At 35.4% G+C, this 19,328-nt stretch carries 13 protein-coding genes; 7 read left to right on the plus strand and 6 right to left on the minus strand.

The genetic code is table 11. From position 1 onward, the window contains the following. Nucleotides 1–65: 65 nt before the first annotated feature. The 4 genes from BUC21_RS12185 (at nucleotide 66) to BUC21_RS12200 (ending at nucleotide 5,558) form a co-directional block, all read left to right on the plus strand. Nucleotides 66–926: a sigma-70 family RNA polymerase sigma factor gene (locus BUC21_RS12185; protein WP_073402792.1), complete on the plus strand. Its 861-nt coding sequence runs from the start codon at nucleotides 66–68 to the stop codon at nucleotides 924–926. 141 nt (nucleotides 927–1,067) lie between these two features. Further along, entirely contained in the window at nucleotides 1,068–1,463 is a 396-nt protein-coding gene (locus tag BUC21_RS12190; RefSeq protein WP_073402794.1) for a hypothetical protein, read from the plus strand. A 25-nt stretch (nucleotides 1,464–1,488) separates the two neighbouring features. Next, nucleotides 1,489–2,664, plus strand: coding sequence for a clostripain-related cysteine peptidase (locus BUC21_RS12195; protein ID WP_073402796.1), 1,176 nt, complete (start codon nucleotides 1,489–1,491; stop codon nucleotides 2,662–2,664). A 41-nt stretch (nucleotides 2,665–2,705) separates the two neighbouring features. Then, complete coding sequence (locus BUC21_RS12200) at nucleotides 2,706–5,558, plus strand: bifunctional fucokinase/fucose-1-phosphate guanylyltransferase (RefSeq protein WP_073402798.1); 2,853 nt, start codon at nucleotides 2,706–2,708, stop codon at nucleotides 5,556–5,558. A 257-nt stretch (nucleotides 5,559–5,815) separates the two neighbouring features. Here the strand turns inward: BUC21_RS12200 and BUC21_RS12205 are convergent, their stop codons facing one another. Next, nucleotides 5,816–7,426 (minus strand): alpha-galactosidase D, encoded by a 1,611-nt coding sequence (locus BUC21_RS12205; RefSeq protein WP_073402800.1) that lies wholly within the window; start codon nucleotides 7,424–7,426, stop codon nucleotides 5,816–5,818. 513 nt (nucleotides 7,427–7,939) lie between these two features. On the opposite strand from BUC21_RS12205, the gene BUC21_RS12210 reads away from it, so the two are divergent. Genes BUC21_RS12210 through BUC21_RS12220 form a run of 3 tightly spaced genes read left to right on the plus strand, consistent with a single transcriptional unit; the run spans nucleotide 7,940 to nucleotide 12,159 of the window. Next, the gene (locus BUC21_RS12210; RefSeq protein ID WP_073402802.1) at nucleotides 7,940–10,381 is read left to right on the plus strand and encodes a TonB-dependent receptor domain-containing protein; all 2,442 of its coding nucleotides are present in this window, start codon (nucleotides 7,940–7,942) and stop codon (nucleotides 10,379–10,381) included. Between the two features lie 17 nt (nucleotides 10,382–10,398). Further along, complete coding sequence (locus tag BUC21_RS12215; protein WP_073402804.1) at nucleotides 10,399–11,433, plus strand: sensor histidine kinase; 1,035 nt, start codon at nucleotides 10,399–10,401, stop codon at nucleotides 11,431–11,433. Between the two features lie 18 nt (nucleotides 11,434–11,451). Continuing rightward, nucleotides 11,452–12,159 (plus strand): LytR/AlgR family response regulator transcription factor, encoded by a 708-nt coding sequence (locus BUC21_RS12220; protein WP_073402806.1) that lies wholly within the window; start codon nucleotides 11,452–11,454, stop codon nucleotides 12,157–12,159. Nucleotides 12,160–12,275: 116 nt separating this feature from the next. Here the strand turns inward: BUC21_RS12220 and BUC21_RS12225 are convergent, their stop codons facing one another. The 5 genes from BUC21_RS12225 to BUC21_RS12245 all read right to left on the minus strand — a co-directional run bounded on the left by BUC21_RS12225 (nucleotide 12,276) and on the right by BUC21_RS12245 (nucleotide 19,276). Beyond that, on the minus strand, nucleotides 12,276–13,361 hold the full coding sequence (locus BUC21_RS12225; protein ID WP_073402923.1) for a GDP-L-fucose synthase family protein: 1,086 nt from the start codon (nucleotides 13,359–13,361) through the stop codon (nucleotides 12,276–12,278). A gap of 2 nt (nucleotides 13,362–13,363) precedes the next feature. Continuing rightward, nucleotides 13,364–14,431 carry a GDP-mannose 4,6-dehydratase gene (gmd, locus tag BUC21_RS12230; protein WP_073402808.1) on the minus strand — a complete coding sequence of 356 codons (1,068 nt, stop codon included), beginning with the start codon at nucleotides 14,429–14,431 and terminating at the stop codon, nucleotides 13,364–13,366. Nucleotides 14,432–14,855: 424 nt separating this feature from the next. Next, nucleotides 14,856–15,929, minus strand: a complete 1,074-nt coding sequence (locus tag BUC21_RS12235; protein WP_073402810.1) for a TIGR04133 family radical SAM/SPASM protein — start codon at nucleotides 15,927–15,929, stop codon at nucleotides 14,856–14,858. Further along, nucleotides 15,919–16,371 carry a radical SAM-associated putative lipoprotein gene (locus tag BUC21_RS12240; RefSeq protein ID WP_073402813.1) on the minus strand — a complete coding sequence of 151 codons (453 nt, stop codon included), beginning with the start codon at nucleotides 16,369–16,371 and terminating at the stop codon, nucleotides 15,919–15,921. The genes BUC21_RS12235 and BUC21_RS12240 overlap by 11 nt, the downstream gene beginning before the upstream one ends. 490 nt (nucleotides 16,372–16,861) lie before the next feature. Further along, the gene (locus BUC21_RS12245; RefSeq protein WP_073402816.1) at nucleotides 16,862–19,276 is read right to left on the minus strand and encodes a transglycosylase domain-containing protein; all 2,415 of its coding nucleotides are present in this window, start codon (nucleotides 19,274–19,276) and stop codon (nucleotides 16,862–16,864) included. Between the last annotated feature and the right edge of the window lie 52 nt (nucleotides 19,277–19,328).

The following is a 19,328-nucleotide window of genomic DNA, read 5'->3' on the forward strand; positions in this document are numbered from 1 at the left end:
TTATATATTTCGTTAAATATGAATATTTTGTTGTAACTTTGTCCCTCCAAATTTGTTTTATAAGCATGAGACAATTAAAGATTACCAAAAGTATCACTAACAGGGAGAGCGCTTCTCTTGATAAGTATCTTCAGGAAATCGGTCGTGAGGACTTGATTACTGTAGAAGAAGAAGTAGAACTAGCCCAACGTATTCGTAAGGGAGACCGTGTAGCATTAGAAAAACTGACACGAGCAAATCTCCGTTTCGTCGTATCAGTAGCTAAACAGTACCAAAACCAAGGTTTGAGTTTGCCCGACTTAATTAATGAAGGCAATTTAGGACTGATTAAAGCAGCTGAAAAGTTTGATGAAACGCGAGGTTTTAAGTTTATCAGTTATGCTGTGTGGTGGATTCGTCAATCTATTCTTCAGGCTTTAGCTGAACAATCTCGTATTGTTCGTCTTCCTCTTAACCAGGTTGGCTCTCTAAATAAAATTAGTAAAGCCTTCTCTAAGTTTGAGCAAGAAAATGAGCGTAAGCCTTCACCTGAAGAACTGGCAGATGAACTTGATATTCCGGTAGACAAAATCTCAGATACATTGAAAGTGTCAGGAAGACATATTTCTGTAGATGCACCTTTTGTTGAAGGAGAAGATAACAGTCTTTTGGATGTGTTGGTCAATGACGATTCACCTATGGCGGATCGCTCTCTGGTTAATGAATCTCTTGCCAAAGAAATTGATAGAGCACTTTCTACGTTAACCGACAGAGAAAAGGAGATTATCCAAATGTTCTTCGGTATTGAAACGCAGGAAATGACGTTAGAAGAAATCGGCGATAAATTTGGCCTCACACGTGAGCGCGTTCGTCAGATTAAAGAAAAAGCTATTAGACGATTAAGACAGAATTCGCGTAGTAAATTGCTCAAATCCTATTTAGGATAAGTAGAAAAATCAATTTCTGAGAAAAAGTATATAGAGCCGGTTAACCAAAAGGTTGCCCGGCTTTATTTTTATCATATTTTTACTTTGGTGTTTTGTGCTTTTCGTTATCTTTGTGTCGAACAATAATAAAAAAACTTATCTATGAAATTTATAAAAACTGTATTACCTGCAATTTTGTTGCTATGTGTGCTCTCATCGTTCTCTTTATTAAAGAAAACTCAGCCAGTTTATGCATTTGGTATTTCTGCTTCTTTCACAGATTCAATAGTTTACTATACTGAAATTCAGGTCTTGGATAGTGTAAGTCTTACTTCAGAAGGCTTTCTTCCTAAAAGGGAAGCATATAGCTATCAACTTAAAAACTATCTTGAAAATAAAGGAGAAGCAAATCGCACATGTATGATCTATTTTTCGGATAGTCAGAAAAAAATAGCCAGTGAATTTGATAAGATTTCTGGTAAATACAAAAAAAATAAAACAGTTTCTTTCAAGAAAATAGAAAAGAATGACTTTCAATTTAAAAAACCAGAGGAATAATTAATTCTTCATTATATTTGTTATCATGAAAAAGCTGTTTCTACTATTATTAGGCATAATTGTATTTAGTGCTTGTCATCATGATGATGACCCAACTCCTAGTGCGATAAATAATCGTACTGTGTTAGTTTATATGGTTGCAGATAATAACCTTACATCAAATGTTGAAGCTAATATCGACAGTATGATGTCTGGATATAAAACAGCTGAAGTAACAGGAAATCTGTTAATCTATCTTGATGATTCAGGTAAAACTCCTGTTATATATAAACTTAAAAAGAGTAGTAATGGTACTGTAACCAAAGAAACGGTCAAATCTTACTCTGAACAGAATTCATTAGATGTTTCTGTAATGAAAAGTGTTTTATCTGATGTCTATACATCTTATCCAGCTGATAGTTATGGGCTAGTTCTTTGGTCACATGGAAAAAGTTGGGTACCTTCTCAGTATGAGACTATTTCAACTAAGTGGTTTGGTCAGGATCAATCAACAACAACTCAAGGAGATGAAACTAATTATATGGATATTCCTGATTTAGCTGATGCACTGTCTGGAGCCCCTCATCTTGACTTTATCATGTTCGATGCTTGTAATATGAGTTGTGTTGAAGTTGCTTATGAATTGAAGGATCATACAGATTATCTGATAGCTTCTCCTACGGAAGTTATTTCCGATGGTTTTCCTTATGCTCAGATTATAGAACCAATGTTTAGTATAAATAAAAATTATCAAAAGATAGCATCAAGCTTTTATGATTATTACAATGCAATGAGTGGAGAATATAAATCAGCAACCATTGCAATGACTAAATGTAGTGAAATGAATAATCTAGCTACGGCAACAAACAAAATCATTGGAGCTCATGCTTCTGTAGTAAGCACTTTTGTGTCTAGTGGCATTCAGTTATATGATAGAGAAAATAGTGTAAATAATCATTTTGCATACGACTTTGGACATTTTATTGAAAGCATTGCAACTCCTAGCGAGTGGACTGCTTTTCAAAAACAACTAGACGCTACAGTAGTTTATAAAAAAACAACTGATTATTTTATTAATTTAAAAATTGATTCCAATCATTTTAGTGGCATTGGAGCATATATCCCTAAGGCAGCTCAACCTAAAATATATAGTAGTTTTTTTAAATCTCTTTCCTGGTATAATGCGGCTGGTTGGAATCAAGTTAGCTGGTATTGGGAATAAAGTCTGTTGACTTTTTAGATAAAGATTAAATTTAGTATATAATGCAAAAACTTCTTTCACTCCCTCCTAATTTAGTAGATTGTTTTCACGAAATAGAAGGAGCGGATTATAAAGATTGGTTCTGTACATCAGATCCAATTGGAGCTAAATTAGGTTCTGGCGGAGGAACTACCTGGCTATTGACAGAATGCCAAAAGAAGAATGCTCCGGAAGCTAATTTCACTCAGTGGATATCTCAGGAAAAACGTATATTACTTCATGCAGGAGGGCAAAGTCGCCGGTTACCTGGTTATGCTCCTTCTGGTAAAATATTAACTCCAATTCCTGTTTTCAGATGGGAGAGAGGGCAAAAGCTAAAACAAAATCTACTTTCACTTCAATTGCCTCTTTATGAACAAATAATGAAGAAGGCGCCAGATTCTTTGCATACACTAATTGCGAGTGGAGATGTTTATATCCGTTCTGAAAAAACACTGCAACCTATTCCCGAAGCTGATGTAGTTTGTTATGGATTATGGGTTGATCCATCTTTGGCAACTCATCATGGTGTGTTTGTTTCTGACAGAAAGAAACCTGATCAGCTTGATTTTATGCTTCAGAAACCATCACTTGAAGAACTTGGCTCGTTGGCTAAAACGCACATGTTCCTGATGGATATTGGTATCTGGATATTAAGTGACCGCGCTGTTGAATTACTTATGAAACGTTCTTGCACAGCTGACGGTAAAGAACTTAAATATTACGATCTTTATACAGACTTTGGTTTGGCATTGGGTGATAATCCCCGTATAAAAGATGAAGATTTAAATTCTCTTTCTGTGGCTATTCTTCCTCTTCCTGGTGGAGAGTTTTACCACTACGGAACCAGTAAGGAACTTATATCTTCTACTTTGGCTGTTCAGAATCTGGTTCGAGATCAGCGGGAGATTATGCAGCGAAAGGTAAAACCTCATCCTGCCATGTTTGTTCAGAATGCCGGGATTGGAATTCAACTCACTGCCGATAATTCAGAATTGTGGGTCGAAAATAGCCATATTGGTAAACAATGGGCTTTGACTCATCAGCATATAATTACCGGAGTTCCGGAAAATGATTGGGAAATGAAACTCCCTGCTGGTGTTTGTGTTGACGTTGTTCCAATGGGTGAAATAGATTATGCCGCCCGCGCTTATGGATTGAATGATGCATTTAAAGGTGCGCTTGCTAATAAGGAAACCTTATTTATGGGAATTCCATTTATTGAATGGTTATCTGCTAGAGGTATGCAAATTGACGAAGCAACTTTTGGACGGACAGACGATCTTCAGGCTGCTAAGTTATTTCCTGTTTGCCATAACAAAGAAGAACTTGGAAAGGTATTCCGCTGGATGATATTTGAACCTGAATTTGCAGAAGGAAAGCAAATATGGAAACAAGCTCTTAGACTTTCTGCCGACGAACTTTCTGCAAAGGCTAATTTAAAGAGACTTTATGCACAACGCGAGACTTTTAGAAAGAAAAACTGGTCGGCATTAGCTGCTAATTACGATAAAAGTGTATTTTATCAGCTAAATCTGGCAGATGCAGCATCCGAATTTGCAAAACAACAGATTGCTTTACCGGAACTTCTAGGAGAAGATGCTCCATTAATGACACGAATTCATAACCAAATGTTCCGGGCACGTGCATTACAATTACAGAATAAAGAATATAAAGCTGAAGAACAAAGAGCATTTGCTCTGCTTCGTGAAGGGTTAATTGGCTCATTGTCTGAGAAAAAACAGCAGCCAGTTATGAATGTATATCCCGATCAGATTGTATGGAGCCGCAGTCCGGTTCGTATTGATCTGGCAGGCGGTTGGACTGATACACCTCCTTATTGCCTTTATTCAGGAGGAAATGTAGTAAATATTGCCATAGAACTCAATGGACAACCTCCTTTACAGGTTTATGTAAAGCCAAGCAAAGAATATAAAATAATACTTCGTTCAATTGATTTAGGAGCAATGGAAGTTGTTACCACATACGAAGAACTAAATGATTTTGCTAAGGTAGGTTCACCTTTCTCTATTCCTAAAGCAGCCCTTACTTTAGCAGGATTTAGTCCGGTATTTGCTTCTAAAACTTATAAAACATTAGAAGATCAGTTAAAGGAATTCGGATCGGGTATTGAAGTTACTTTGCTTGCTGCCATTCCTGCCGGATCTGGTTTAGGAACAAGTTCCATTCTTGCTTCTACAGTGCTTGGTGCTGTTTCTGATTTCTGCGGACTGGCTTGGGATAAGAATGAAATTTGTAAGCGTACATTGGTTTTGGAGCAATTGCTTACTACCGGTGGTGGTTGGCAAGACCAATACGGAGGAGTGCTTCACGGTGTGAAACTGCTGCAGACTAATAAGGGTTTTGATCAATCTCCTTTAGTTCGTTGGTTGCCCGATTATATATTTAATAATCCGGAATATAAACCCTGTCACTTGCTTTATTATACAGGTATTACCCGTACGGCAAAGGGCATTCTTTCAGAGATTGTTTGCGGTATGTTCCTTAATTCTACTGAGCATCTTACATTGCTTAGTGAAATGAAAGCGCATGCACTCGATACTTATGAAGCTATTCAGAGAGGTAATTTCGAAGAAATGGCTGCGTTAGTTGGCAAGACATGGAACCAGAACAAAGCATTGGATTCTGGTACTAATCCTCCGGCTGTAGAAGCTATTATCAATTTAATAAAGGATTATACTTTAGGATATAAACTTCCCGGAGCTGGAGGTGGTGGCTATCTTTATATTATTGCCAAAGATCCGAAAGCAGCATTGAAGATCCGAGATATTCTCAATGAGCATCAGCCGAATCCGAATGCTAGATTTGTGGAAATGACTCTTTCAAATAAGGGATTGCAGGTTAGCCGCTCTTAATTTGAATTACACTTATTAACGACGAAGAAGCTGTAGGAAAAGCAAAATTAAGTTTCAGAGAACTGAATATTTGAAAATTCATTCAGAAGAGGATTGGAAATAAAGACATAAAAAAATGGGGTGATCACTTTTTGAAGTGCACCCCATTTTTTATTTATATCTTACAGAGATTCCGGAAATAATGAATTTGTGCTTCATTGATTCTGTAAAATGATGCAAGTAATTGCTAAAATTGTATTTTGTTTATCATTTAGTCCTTAATTCTTTTGCAAAGTAAAGCGGTCAATGTCCGGCGCCCAGCCAAAGCTATTTCCCATACGAATAATATTATTGCCAATTTCCAGATTGACCGGAACAGTTACGGAGTTTATTTTATCTGCACTGCCAGCATTCAAATTTCCTATTTCAGTTATCTTTCCATTTACTGAAAGTTCCAGCTTTCTGTTATCTCCGCAACTATAGAAGATAGTCATATCATATTCTCCTCCCTTTTCGCTATAAACATTTCCCCATTCAGCATAGTTCTCTTCGCGTCCGCCAAGTCGGGAAATTTTCATCTTACCGGAACAAGCAGGAGATATGGCATAGAATATTTGTTTTGGGCTTTTTGCCAGATCATCATAGCATAGCAGGTAGGCCCATTCAGCTTCATAAGAGGTTGGTTCCAGGCGTTTTTCAGCTTCCAGTCTCCATATCTTTACACTATGAGGCTGAACAGTTTGCCGTATTTCGTTTTGCATTTTACCTAGATTCTTATATTTAATTACATCTCGAACCTTTACTTTACCTCCTAATTCAAGAGCCTCGAATGGAACAATAAAGTTACGCACACTGTCTGAAGGATTATACAAGGCAACGGCACGCACTGTTCCACGTTTTTGCTCTATATCTTTTACCAGTACATAACTATCATCAGTGTGTTGTACAACGTAAGCCTGCAAACCTAGGGTGTCTTGATTGAGTGCAATCAGCTCTTTATTCTTAAGCAAACTCAATGAAGCGGCAGGAATAGTGCTCATATCACAACCTATCAGTAAAGGAGAGCTCATAATACACCACATACCAAAGTGCACTTCCTCTTCCTCGGGTTTCATTCCGCGACCAATTTCCAGCATGTCCATATCGTTATAATGACCACTGCCGGCGTATGCTGATAAGTATAGATTCTTTTGAATAATACTTTTAACAGATCCCCAACTGGGATTAATATCATGACTTATTCTCCAGGAACGAGCCAGACGTTTTGTCCATGTTCCTGGATACGCCCAACGGCAAATATTTATGGAAACATCTGATCGACCTGTGTTTTTGATGGCCTCACATATTGTTGAATACCGTTTTTCTTCGTCCAAGCCTAATTCTAACGCACCGCAATAATCAATTTTTATAAAGTCGAAGTTCCATTCTTTTAAATATAACTCCATGTCTTTTTGTTCATGGCCATAGAGTCCGGAACCTATGCCATTTATATCTTTATCATAAATTGAACCGCAGGTATTATGTCCGGCATCCGAATAAATTCCGGCTTTTAATCCTAGTGAATGAATATAGTCGGAAATAGGTTTCATCCCGTTAGGAAAACGTTGCGAATGGGCATGCATCTTGCCCGTTTCGTCGCGCCAGCCAAAAAAGCCGTCGTCTACATTAATATACAGATAACCAACATCTTTTAAACCTTGTTGTACCAAAGCATCAGCCTGCTTTTTAATTAAATCCTCGTTGATATTTACACGATAGGTATTCCACGAACTCCAGCCCATTAATGGGGGAAGAGATGTTTTAGAAGATAACTCTTTTGATTTCTGTGCAAAAGAACTTGTAGCAAACAAGGCCATTAGAAGCCCCCATGTTATAAAATGCTTTTTCATATTATATTGATATCGGTAAACTTATTGTATTTTTAAATAAATTAAATATCAACGCAAAGTTAAGAATCTATTTTGTTTTATAACCATAATATTGTATTTATGAATGTATTTTCGTTTTTGTGGAATGGTGACATTTTACTTTTTTGATAGTAGGGCGTGCAAAATAAATTCTTTCACTTTGTATTTGTAAACCTTTGGTTATACATTAATTAATTCTTGTACAAAACAATGCATTCTTTTGTACAGAAGAATTAAATGTTTTGTACAAAAGAATTAAATCTTCTGTACAAGGGAAATAAAATGTCTGGTAAATGATTCCAAAAACCTCGCAGATACATAGAAACAAACTGGAATTAAATACGAAAATCCCGAAATACTCCCGAAAGTGAATTTGTAAATAGCTGATGAATATGCAAGATGCATTTGGTCAACAATAATATGCAGGTGGTCAAAAGAATTTGATCCCTCCATTTATAGAGCCTAGCTTTGCATAGAACTAAAAATGATATAATTATGTATACTTTATGTTGCCTTTTTATTTTGTTGAATTCTTGTCTATGTCTCAATGCTTTTTCTTTAGAGACAAACGCGGTGTTAAGTGGTAAAGTCCTTATAGAAAACAAATCACCGCTGGAAGGTGCTCAGGTTATTTTGTTAGCTCAGAAAGATTCCTCTTTTGTGAAGGGAACTGCTAGCGATAATAATGGAAATTTTGTTTTCAGACAAATAGCTCCGGGAGGTTATTTTGTTAAGGTTTCTATGCTTGGGTATAAAAAGGAATTCAGAAATACTGTTGTAGAAGATGGAAAATCGGTTGTACTTTCGCCTGTATATATGGAAGTGGAAGCTCAGAACCTAAATGCAATTGTAGTAATAGGCAAACGACCACCTATAGAGATTATGGCAGATAAAACAGTCGTTAATATTGAATCGTATTCATTAAGTTCCGGAAATAGTGCATTATCTGTTATGCAAAGTCTTCCGGGTGTAATAGTTGGGAATGATGGCTCTTTCTCTTTGAATGGTAAAGCTGGAACAAAGGTTCTAGTTGATGGAAAGACCTATTACTTGGGAGGAACAGAGTTGGTTAATTACCTCAAATCTACTCCGGCTTCAGCTCTTGATAAAGTAGAATTAATCACAAATCCATCAGCAAAATATGATGCAAGCGGAAATTCGGGTGTTATTAATATCAGGACTAAAAAATCAAAGATGATGGGCTTTAATATGACCCTTAATTCAAGCTTTGAACAAGGTGATTACGGACGGGTTAACAATAATGTATCGTTCAATCATCGAAATGGGAAAATAAATGTTTTTGGAATGTATGGTTATTACACAGGACATGATTTTATTGATTTAAAAGTTATCAGAAAAATGAATAGCTCTTTTTCTCCATCATATACTACATTCGATCAGAATTCGTTTCGCAAAAGAGCTGATGATAATCAATATTTTAATGCAGGGATTCAGTATTATCTGTCGGACATGACTACTTTTGAAATTTCAGCCAATGGATACTCAGCCAAACGTTCGGAGAGAGGAACGATAAATTCAGCTTTTTATAAGTCTGTTGCGAAGAATGATTCTACTCTTAATTCTTTTACCAATAATAATGAGCATCGGAATAATTTCAGTTCAAGCCTGAACATGCTTCATAAATTTAATAATAAAGGTAAAGAGGTGAGTGTTTCTTTGGATTATCTGCACTATTCTCTTGATGAGGATCAGATACATAATGATAGTTTTATGGGATTGAATGGTGTAACAACAGACGAATATTCAAAGGGATTGAAGAACGGAACAATTAATATGTATTCTGGTAGAGCTGATCTTACTTATCCGGTATCTGAGAAATTCTCCTTCGAGGCAGGAATGAAATCTGAATTTGTGGACATCGAGAATGCATCTGCTTATCAAAACAGGGTAGGAGTGAATTGGCTTCCGGATTATGGATTGAGTTATCAGTTCCTTTATCGAGAAAATATAAATGCAGCTTATATCAGCACAAAGTATTCATTAAATAAGTTTCATCTTGAAGGCGGTATTAGATTGGAAAATACAAATGTGAAAGGGCATCAGTTAGGAAATCAGCAACATAATGATTCTTTATTTACCAAGTCGTACACAAATATATTCCCTACAGTTATGTTGAGCTATTCTCTTAACGATATGAGTACTTTTAGTTTCACTTATGGAAGAAGGATAAACAGACCTAATTACAAAGATTTGAATCCATTTACTTATATATTCGATGCTTATACATACGAGCAGGGAAATACAGCATTACAACCACAGTTTTCTGATAATTTTGATCTATCATATGTGCTAAAGAATAATTATCGTATTGGTTTGTTTTATGGTACAACTCAAAAGGCCATAGTGAAATCGTATATCATTGATGATAGCGAAAATAGGGTATATGTTATGCCAACTAATATGTCATCGTATAACTCGTACGGTTTAAAGGTGGGAGTAGGAGATCTTTCATTTGTAAATTTTCTGCATTCAAGCATTAATGCAGGTTTAGTGCGTAATAATTATAACTGGGATTTAGATGCTTATAGCAACAAGAACAGAAAAACAACCATAATTTTTAGTCTGAATAATAGAATAAGCTTACCTAAAGATTGGGCGGCGGAAGTTACCGGATTTTATAATGGTAAAATGGCTTATGGTCAAATATCCGTTTCTCCTATATGGAGACTTTCTGCCGGAATTCAGAAGAAGTTCCTGAAGGGAAATGCTACTTTAGGAATATATTCAAATGATATTTTTAATTCATACAGAGAAAAAGGAAGTGGCATTTTTAATGGAACATGGGCTAGTACCAATGAAAGAAATGACCGATGCGTAATTGGAATTTCTTTAACTTATCGATTCAAAAAAGGGTCTATTTCAAAAGAATATAAGAAAAAAGGAGAATCTTTTGATACAAAAAGAATAAATTTGTAGTATAAGCACCTTAAACAATGAAAACGAAGAAATATAATGTATGGTTCTGGATTGTTCCATTGATTTTTGCAGCTGTTGTAATGACAGGTATTCGTCTGGTAAGTGATACTCCTACAGGTTACAAATTTTGGGAACGACCTTTGCAATGGAACCTTATTGAGTTTGGTTTTGCAATAATAATTGCGTATCTGTGCCAGTTTATTATTAGTTATTTGTTAGAAAGAAATAGTAAACACACTGGGAAACTTACATTTAAGATGTTTCTTTCGGAATATCTTCTAGTTCTGGCTGCAGGAATTATTCTTTTCAATCCTTGTCTGGTGCTAATACATTATCTGATAAATGATCCTTTGGGAATAGATGATATTACTATTGCTAATACTATTTTTCTTTTGGTGCTTATTATCATCTATTCTCTTTTTAGAGGAAATCAGATTCTTAATGCATATATTGATCAGAAACTGCAGACTCAGAAAATAAAAAATATGCAGATTGAAACAGAGCTGAAATTTCTAAAAGCTCAGTTCCATCCTCATTTTTTATTCAATGCATTAAATACAATTTATTTCCAGATTGACGAGAAGAATGAGACTCCAAGAAAAACGATTGAACAGTTGTCGGATTTGCTTCGCTATCAGCTCTATGATGTTAATCAGACAGTAACTATTGAGCAAGAAATTAATTTTTTGCTTACTTATATAAATTTGCAAAAGGTACGGATGAAGGAAAGTCTTAAACTGGATATTTCTTTTGATCCACAGCTAAAAAATCAAAAGATCCATTCTTTGCTTTTGTTTCCATTGGTTGAGAATGCATTGAAATATGTAGGAGGGGAGTACTGGATAAAGATAGATGGTAAACTTGATGGGAATAGACTGTTATTTGAAGTTGTGAATGCAATACCCCAAACTCCTTTTCCCTCTTCTAAAATAGGTGGAATTGGACTTGAAAATCTAAGGAGAAGGCTTGAGTTGTTATATCCCGGCAAGCATAGACTTATGATTTCTAAGACAACAGACTCTTATAAGGCAAATTTGATGATTGAGTTTTAATTTGAAATAATAGCCAGAATGAAAATTAAATGTATTATAACCGATGATGAACCAATAGCAAGAAATGGAATTCAAGGCTATGTTGAAAGACTTGATTTTCTTGAATTAGTGGACGTTTGTGAAGATGCTATACAGTTAAGCAACGCCTTGAAAACACAACAAGTAGATTTGTTGTTTCTGGATATTGAAATGCCATATATGTCGGGTATTGATTTGCTAAACACTTTGGTTAATCCTCCAAAGGTTATTATTACAAGTGCTTACGAACAGTACGCAATAAAAGGATATGACCTGGAAGTTGTAGATTATTTACTTAAACCAATTCCTTTTGAACGATTTCTGAAAGCTGTGAATAAGGCTTATGACGTAATTGTAAATCAAACAGCGCTAAAATCTCCCGATTATTTCTTTGTAAAAGCAAATCAGAAATTGGAAAAAATTTTCTTCAAGGATATATTATATGTTGAAGGAATAGAGAACTATGTGGCTATTCAAACTATTTCTGGAAAGGTTATAACTCATTCAACTCTTAAGCTTATTTTGGAGAATCTTCCTGAACAGCTTTTTATTCAAACGCATAAATCTTTCATTATAAACGTAGAAAAGGTATTGAATATTGAAGGGAATATGCTTGGCATAGATAAATATAAAATCCCAATATCAAGGACTTATAAAGAAAAAGTGCTGGAAGCTATTATTAAAAATAAATTGCTTAGCAGTTGTTGACTCTGTGGTTTAAAATAATAATAGGACATATCACATGCCCTATTATCTTAATCTACTCTATTAATCAACTTAATTTTTTGTTCAGATCGCTCTGAACTCTATCATATGTTTAATTTTTATTTATTTCTATACCAATCGTATATCATTGCAATGCCATCTTCCAATTCAACTTTATGCTTCCAGCCCAGGCTGTGAAGTTTAGAAGGATCAGTAAGCTTACGCATTGTTCCGTCTGGTTTATCGGCATTGAAAACAATGTTTCCTTCGAAGCCAACTTTTTCTGCAACCAGATAAGCAAGTTCTTTGATAGAAAGCTCTTTTCCTGTACCGATGTTAATGTGGCAATTACGTACTTCCTTGCTATTTCCTTTCAGATCTGCAAAATCTACATTTTCCATAATAAAGACACAAGCATCGGCCATATCTTCGCTCCAAAGAAATTCGCGTAGAGGAGCACCTGTGCCCCATATCTCTACATTTACTTTTCCATTTGTAGATTGGGTAATACCATATTTATTTAGTTTTTCAAGAATTGCTTCCTGACTGGCATTCCCATCTATACCCTCCACTGGGGCAGTATTAAAATCCTTGCGGATTTCATCCCAGTTACCGGCCATTAGCTGTTTGCCTAAGTGTGCTTTTCTAATTAAAGCTGGTAATACATGACTACGTTCCAGGTTAAAATTATCATTCGGACCATAAAGATTGGTTGGCATTACTGCTATATAGTTTGTGTTATATTGCAAGTTAAAGCTTTCGCACATTTTCAGTCCGGCAATTTTAGCCAATGCATAAGGCTCGTTGGTGTATTCCAATTCAGAAGTAAGAAGGCAATCTTCTTTCATTGGTTGAGGAGCATTTCCCGGATAAATACAAGTACTGCCAAGAAACAGCAATTTCTTTACTCCGGTACGGAATGAATTGTATATTACATTATTCTGGATTTCCAGATTGCGATAAATAAAATCAGCTCTGTAAAGGCTATTCGCTACAATCCCGCCTACATGTGCGGCAGCCAGAAATACATATTCAGGCTTCTCCTGATCAAAGAATTCAGTAACGGCAGCCTGATTACATAAATCTAATTCCTCATGAGTACGAAGAACGAAATTAGTATATCCTTTTTTCTTTAGATTATTTAGAATAGCCGAACCTACAAGTCCACGGTGTCCTGCTACAAAAATCTTTGCATCTTTTTTCATCATTATTTATTTGCGATCAACTTTCTGACTTTTTCCATATCATGTTGTACCATGATCTTTACCAACTCAGGGAATGATGTTTGTGTAGGATTCCAGCCAAGCAATGTTTTTGCTTTTGTAGGATCTCCTAATAACTGCTCAACCTCAGCCGGACGGAAATATTTAGGATCTACTTCTACTAATACACGACCAGTGGCTACGTCAATACCTTTTTCATCAACTCCTTCACCTTCCCAACGAAGTTCTATATCTGCTTCTTTGAAAGCAAGTGTACAGAATTCCCGAACGGTATGCATTTCTCCTGTAGCAATAACAAAATCTTCTGGAGTGTCATGTTGTAGAATTAACCACATACACTCTACATAATCTTTTGCATATCCCCAGTCACGTTGTGAATCAAGGTTACCCATGTAAAGCTTATCCTGAACACCTTGTTTAATACGGGCAACAGCCAGTGAAATCTTTCTGGTAACGAAAGTTTCTCCACGGCGTTCACTCTCATGGTTAAATAAGATTCCGTTTACAGCAAACATGCCATAAGATTCGCGATAATTCTTTGTAATCCAAAAACCATATTGTTTAGCAACACCGTATGGACTGCGTGGATAAAATGGTGTAGTTTCCTTTTGTGGAACTTCCTGCACCAAACCAAAAAGTTCGGAAGTAGAAGCCTGATATATCTTGGTTTTCTTTTCCAAGCCTAGAATACGAACTGCTTCCAGCATGCGGAGGGTTCCTACAGCATCAGCTTCGGCTGTATATTCAGGAACATCAAAACTTACCTTTACATGACTTTGAGCTGCAAGATTATATATCTCGTCTGGTTGCACTTGTTGGATAATACGTATAAGAGAACTTGAATCGGTCATATCTCCATAATGAAGATTTATGGTTCGTTGTTGTTTCATATCGCGTACCCATTCATCAAAATATAGATGCTCAATGCGTCCTGTATTGAAAGAAGAAGAACGACGAAGTATGCCGTGAACTTCATATCCTTTTTTTAATAGAAATTCAGCTAAGAATGAACCGTCCTGACCGGTTATACCTGAAATTAAGGCTTTTTTCATGTCTGTTGTTATTAGTAAAGTTGTATCGTAATACCTATTTTATGTAAATAATGTTTTTAATTTTGCAAATATAATATGTTTGTTTGTTATATGAAAGAAAATAACCAATAAAAAGAACTTATATAGCCTTGGGGTATCAGTCTTAATTGTATTATAATCATTGATTGTAGGTTGAATTTTGCTCGAAGTATACCATCTATATAACTGAAATTATAATTGAAAAATAGTGAAAAAAGATATTTTTAAAACGTTTGTTTGTTGTTTAAAACTGTATATATTTGTCTGTTATATTTGTACTTAGGTGGTATTATATTCAAAAGAATACTATACTTAACTGTGCTGAAATTATAATGTAAGAATCCCGCTCTGACATTATAAAAATGCGAGAGCGGGATTTCTAGTTTAGATTAAGTCTGTAATATTGTTAATCTCGAAGTTTATTATAATGACATATAAGGAGTTTCCCTTCATTATTGCGAAGATGCATTCCGTTTCCTTCACAATAGCGGAAGTAATTGCACTTGGCACATTTATCTTTTTTCATCCATTCACGGTTACGGAAATTTTCAAATCGGTTATTCCATATTTCCATAAAATTATCACGATATATATTCCCCTGATAAAAATTGCTTCGAATACTTGGGCAGGCAGAGATTGAGCCATCAATCAGAATTGAAGCTACACTAACACCTGCTCCGCACGAATAGAAATTATCTCTTACTTCTCCTTCGTATTTTCCGAGAAAGCCTTCGCATGCGTAGTTTATCTTTATTTTTCCCTCTTTACGACTCATTTTTATAAATTCCATTAAGCCTGTAAATTCTTGATTAGTGAGTAGAAGTTCCGGATCTTCTGCGGCTCGTCCTACCGGAAAGACTGTGAATATTCGCCAGTTTCTTACTCCGATGGATATCAAATAGTTTTTTAATTCTTCTAAATCTTTATAGTTTTTACGGTTTATACACGTAACAACATCCCAATTTAAGTCTTTTTCAGAAGCAACCATTTTAATAGCTTCTGTTGCCCGGGTAAAACTTTCGGGATGTCCTCGCATCCAATTATGCTCTTTTTCAAGTCCATCCAGGCTTATTGTAATAGAATGCATTCCGGAAGCCAGTAATGAGTCAAGACGTTTGCGACTAAGATAAAGCCCGTTTGTTACTATTCCCCAAGGAAAACCTTTATGATAGAGTGCAAGACCACATTCTTCAATATCTGCTCTCATTAATGGCTCACCTCCGGTTATGATAATACATACCTCTGATGGATTAACGTGCGGAGATATAGAATCAATAACAGCAAGGAAATCTGCCAATGGCATATCTTTTTGATATGCTGTTTTTTTGCAATCACTTCCACAGTGCCGGCAATAAAGATTGCATCGTAAAGTACATTCCCAAAATAGTTGGCGAAGGGGATGTAATTTGATTTTGTTATGCCTTATTTTTCGAGCGATTTCTAATGCTAAGAGCTTTTTTAAAGTTATCTCACTTATCATTTTCGGATAATTTTATCGTCACATTTTTTGTAGCTTCTCCTTCAAACCAATCTTTTCCATTGCTTAAGTCGCTTTTTTTAAATTCTACTTCAATAGAGTCATTTTTATATGAACCATTTGTATCTCCATCAATGTCTTTGCAGATAAGTTTATAAGTAGCTTCGGTAAAAGTATGCTCGCTCTTGAAAATGAATTCTCCATTTTGATTGGATAGCAAAGTATCCGGTTTAATCCAGCTATTCTTTGCGTTGCAAATAACTTGAATTCCTTTTATTGCACTTCCGGAATTGTTTTCTACTTTTCCTTTAATAGTATGCAAAGCGTAAGGCGAACCATACATGCATGGGGCTTCTCCGGAACAACCGTTAAATCCTAGTAATACCATCATTCCTGATAGAACTTTATTGGCTAAATTCAGCAATGTTGTGTTTTTCTTTTTCATATCATGAAAATAGTAAAATTATTTATTAGATAAACGAAGTATAAAATGTTATACTGCATTAATATAAAGAAATATGTTCTTTATTATTTTCTATAGTCCTTTTTCGGGAATTAAGGAGATATACAATTTTATTCAAAAGATGAAAAATATATTATAAAATAGACTGGAATGAATGATAGGATATAGTTATTGCTGACCTTTCCTGGATTGAGTTTACAGTTTCTTTGGTTATTACTAGAACTGATTTACAATATTTTTCTTATTCCTAAGCCGGCTTGGCATTAAATATTTTATTTAAAAATTCGGTTTACATTATTTCAATGGATAATGTAGACCGGAAATTCTTTCACGCAAATCTTATTATCCTGATGATGCATCATAACAAAGTAAGCAGATCAGTACCTTCAGCCGATAACATTATAAAAGCATAATAAAAAGGCTCAGATAAATTAGTTTATCTGAGCCTTTATACTTTTCGAAGCTTTATTTTTTAAAGTTGTTCTTCTACATTATCTTCTTCCAGCCCTTCTTGATCAGAATTGATAGCAGTACTATCAGACGCTAATCCGTCAATAGAATCATTCTTTGCAGAAGGATATGAGGATTGACATTGATAGTTTTTGGTGATCGGTTGTTTTGGTTTAGGGAACTTAGCTCTATATTTAGATAATCGAGTATCAGCGAGCACTTTCTCCATGAAATAACCAAATATTGGTAAGGCAGTCTTGCTTCCTTCTCCTAATTTACCTGTTCTAAAGTGAATGCTTCGATGTTCGCCTCCAACCCATGCACCACCTACTAAGTTCGGAGTTACACCAACGAACCATGCATCAGAGTGGTTAGATGATGTACCGGTTTTACCTCCAAAATCAGTGTTGTATTTGAATACATCAAAAGACCATAAATTCTGAGTTGTTCCCATTGGTTCAGTAAGTCCTCCTTGAAGCATTTGCTGCATCAGGAATGCTGTCTCATAAGGAATGGCTTGCTTCTGTTCTGGTGTATAACTATATAGAACTTTACCACTACGATCTTCAATACGTGTTACCAATACAGGATCGTGGGTCATACCATCATTCACAACAGTACAGTAAGAATTAACTAGTTCTAATAAAGAAACGTCTGAAGCTCCCAGACTTGTTGCCGGTATATTGTGCAGTGGAGTTTTAATACCCATTGCATGTGCTGTCTTGATAATTTCGTCAATACCTACTTCTTTTGCAATTTGTACTGCAATACTATTAATAGATCTTGCAAATGCAGCTTTTAGTGTCAATGTCTGACCTGAATAGTTTCCGTTAGCATTACGAGGAGTCCATTTTTTAAGTTCTCCTTTTTCCATTACTTCCCATTCAAGATATTGATCAACCCTTTCGTCGCAAGGTGACATTCCTTTATTGAAAGCAGTAGCATAATCAAATAGTTTGAAAGTAGATCCCGGTTGGCGCTTTGAAAGTACTTTGTCATATTTCCAGGAATTGAAATCAATGTCGCCTACCCAAGCTCTTACGAATCCATTTTGAGGCTCCATAGCCACAAAGCCTGTGTGCATAAACCTTTCCATATAACGGATAGAATCCATTGTACTAATATTCATTTCTTTAGTTCCAGTCTTATAATCGAAGACCTTAACTTTATGAGGTTTGTTAAGATAATAATTAATAGAATCTGGTCTGTTAGGATATTTTTGTTCCAAGATTTTATATGTATCGGTTTTCTTTGCCAAATCTTCAATAAATCCAACGATTTCTTTATGATTCTGATCTTGCCATGGGTTCTCAGTTCCCCAATGGCTGTCAAAGTTACGCTGTACTATACGCATTTGTTTGTCTACAGCTTCTTCAGCGTACTTTTGCATTCTGGTATCTAAAGTTGTGTATATCTTCAGTCCGTCAGAATATAAGTCAATATCATTTTCTTTGCACCAGTTTTTAAGAGATTCAGCGACAGCGTCTCTAAAATAAAGAGCTTGTCCACCATAATTCTGCTCAATGCTATAATTCAGTTTGATTGGAATTCGTTTCAAAGAATCGAACTCAGCTTTACTGATTAAGCGATGAGTTAATAAGTTTTCTAATACTACGTTACGTCTTTTAAGACTGTTTTTTGGATTTAAACGAGGATTATAGGTGGTTGTAGCCTTAAGTAAACCTACCAATGTTGCAGCTTGTTCTATTGTCAGATTTCTAGGAGTTGTATTAAAATAGGTTTTGCAGGCTGTCTTTATTCCATAAGCATTGCTACCAAAATCAACAGTGTTGAGATACATGGTAAGAATCTCTTTTTTGGAATAAAAGATTTCAATTTTAACTGCTGTAATCCATTCTTTCGATTTCATAATAAGCAGTTTAAAACCAGGAATATTCCCTATAAGTCCTCTTGAATATTGGGAGCGCACTTTAAATAAATTTTTCACGAGTTGCTGAGTAATAGTGCTGGCACCTCGTGCATTGCCATGAGCCATATCCTTAACAGCTGCAAAAACTCCTTTTAAGTCGACTCCAAAATGTTCGTAAAAACGTTCATCTTCAGTACTGATAAGTGTCTTAATTAAAATTGGTGAGATTTCTTCATATTCAACAGGAGTTCTATTTTCCCTAAAATATTTACTGATAAGCTTGCCATCTGCGCTATAAATTTCCGAGGCGACACTTTGGTTCGGATTATTTATGCTCGACATACTAGGAGATTTTCCAAACAACCAAAGGAAGTTTATATCTACCATGAATAAATAAAGAGAAAACAAAAGAATTAAGGAACAGAAAACGATTACAATTTTCTTATACCAGGGAGAGTTCTGATAGAAAGATTTGTATTTAGTTCCTAAAAATTTACATTTGGATTTGAAGAAAACAAAGGCGGATTTACCGCGAGAAGCCAAATTTCTGAAATCAAAGTTTGCCATCTAAGTATGATTCAATTGTAACTGTTTATAGGCAAAAGTAAAAGTCTTACTT

Origin of the sequence: Bacteroides luti (genome assembly GCF_900128905.1) — a bacterium.
In the GTDB taxonomy this organism is placed as follows: domain Bacteria; phylum Bacteroidota; class Bacteroidia; order Bacteroidales; family Bacteroidaceae; genus Bacteroides; species Bacteroides luti.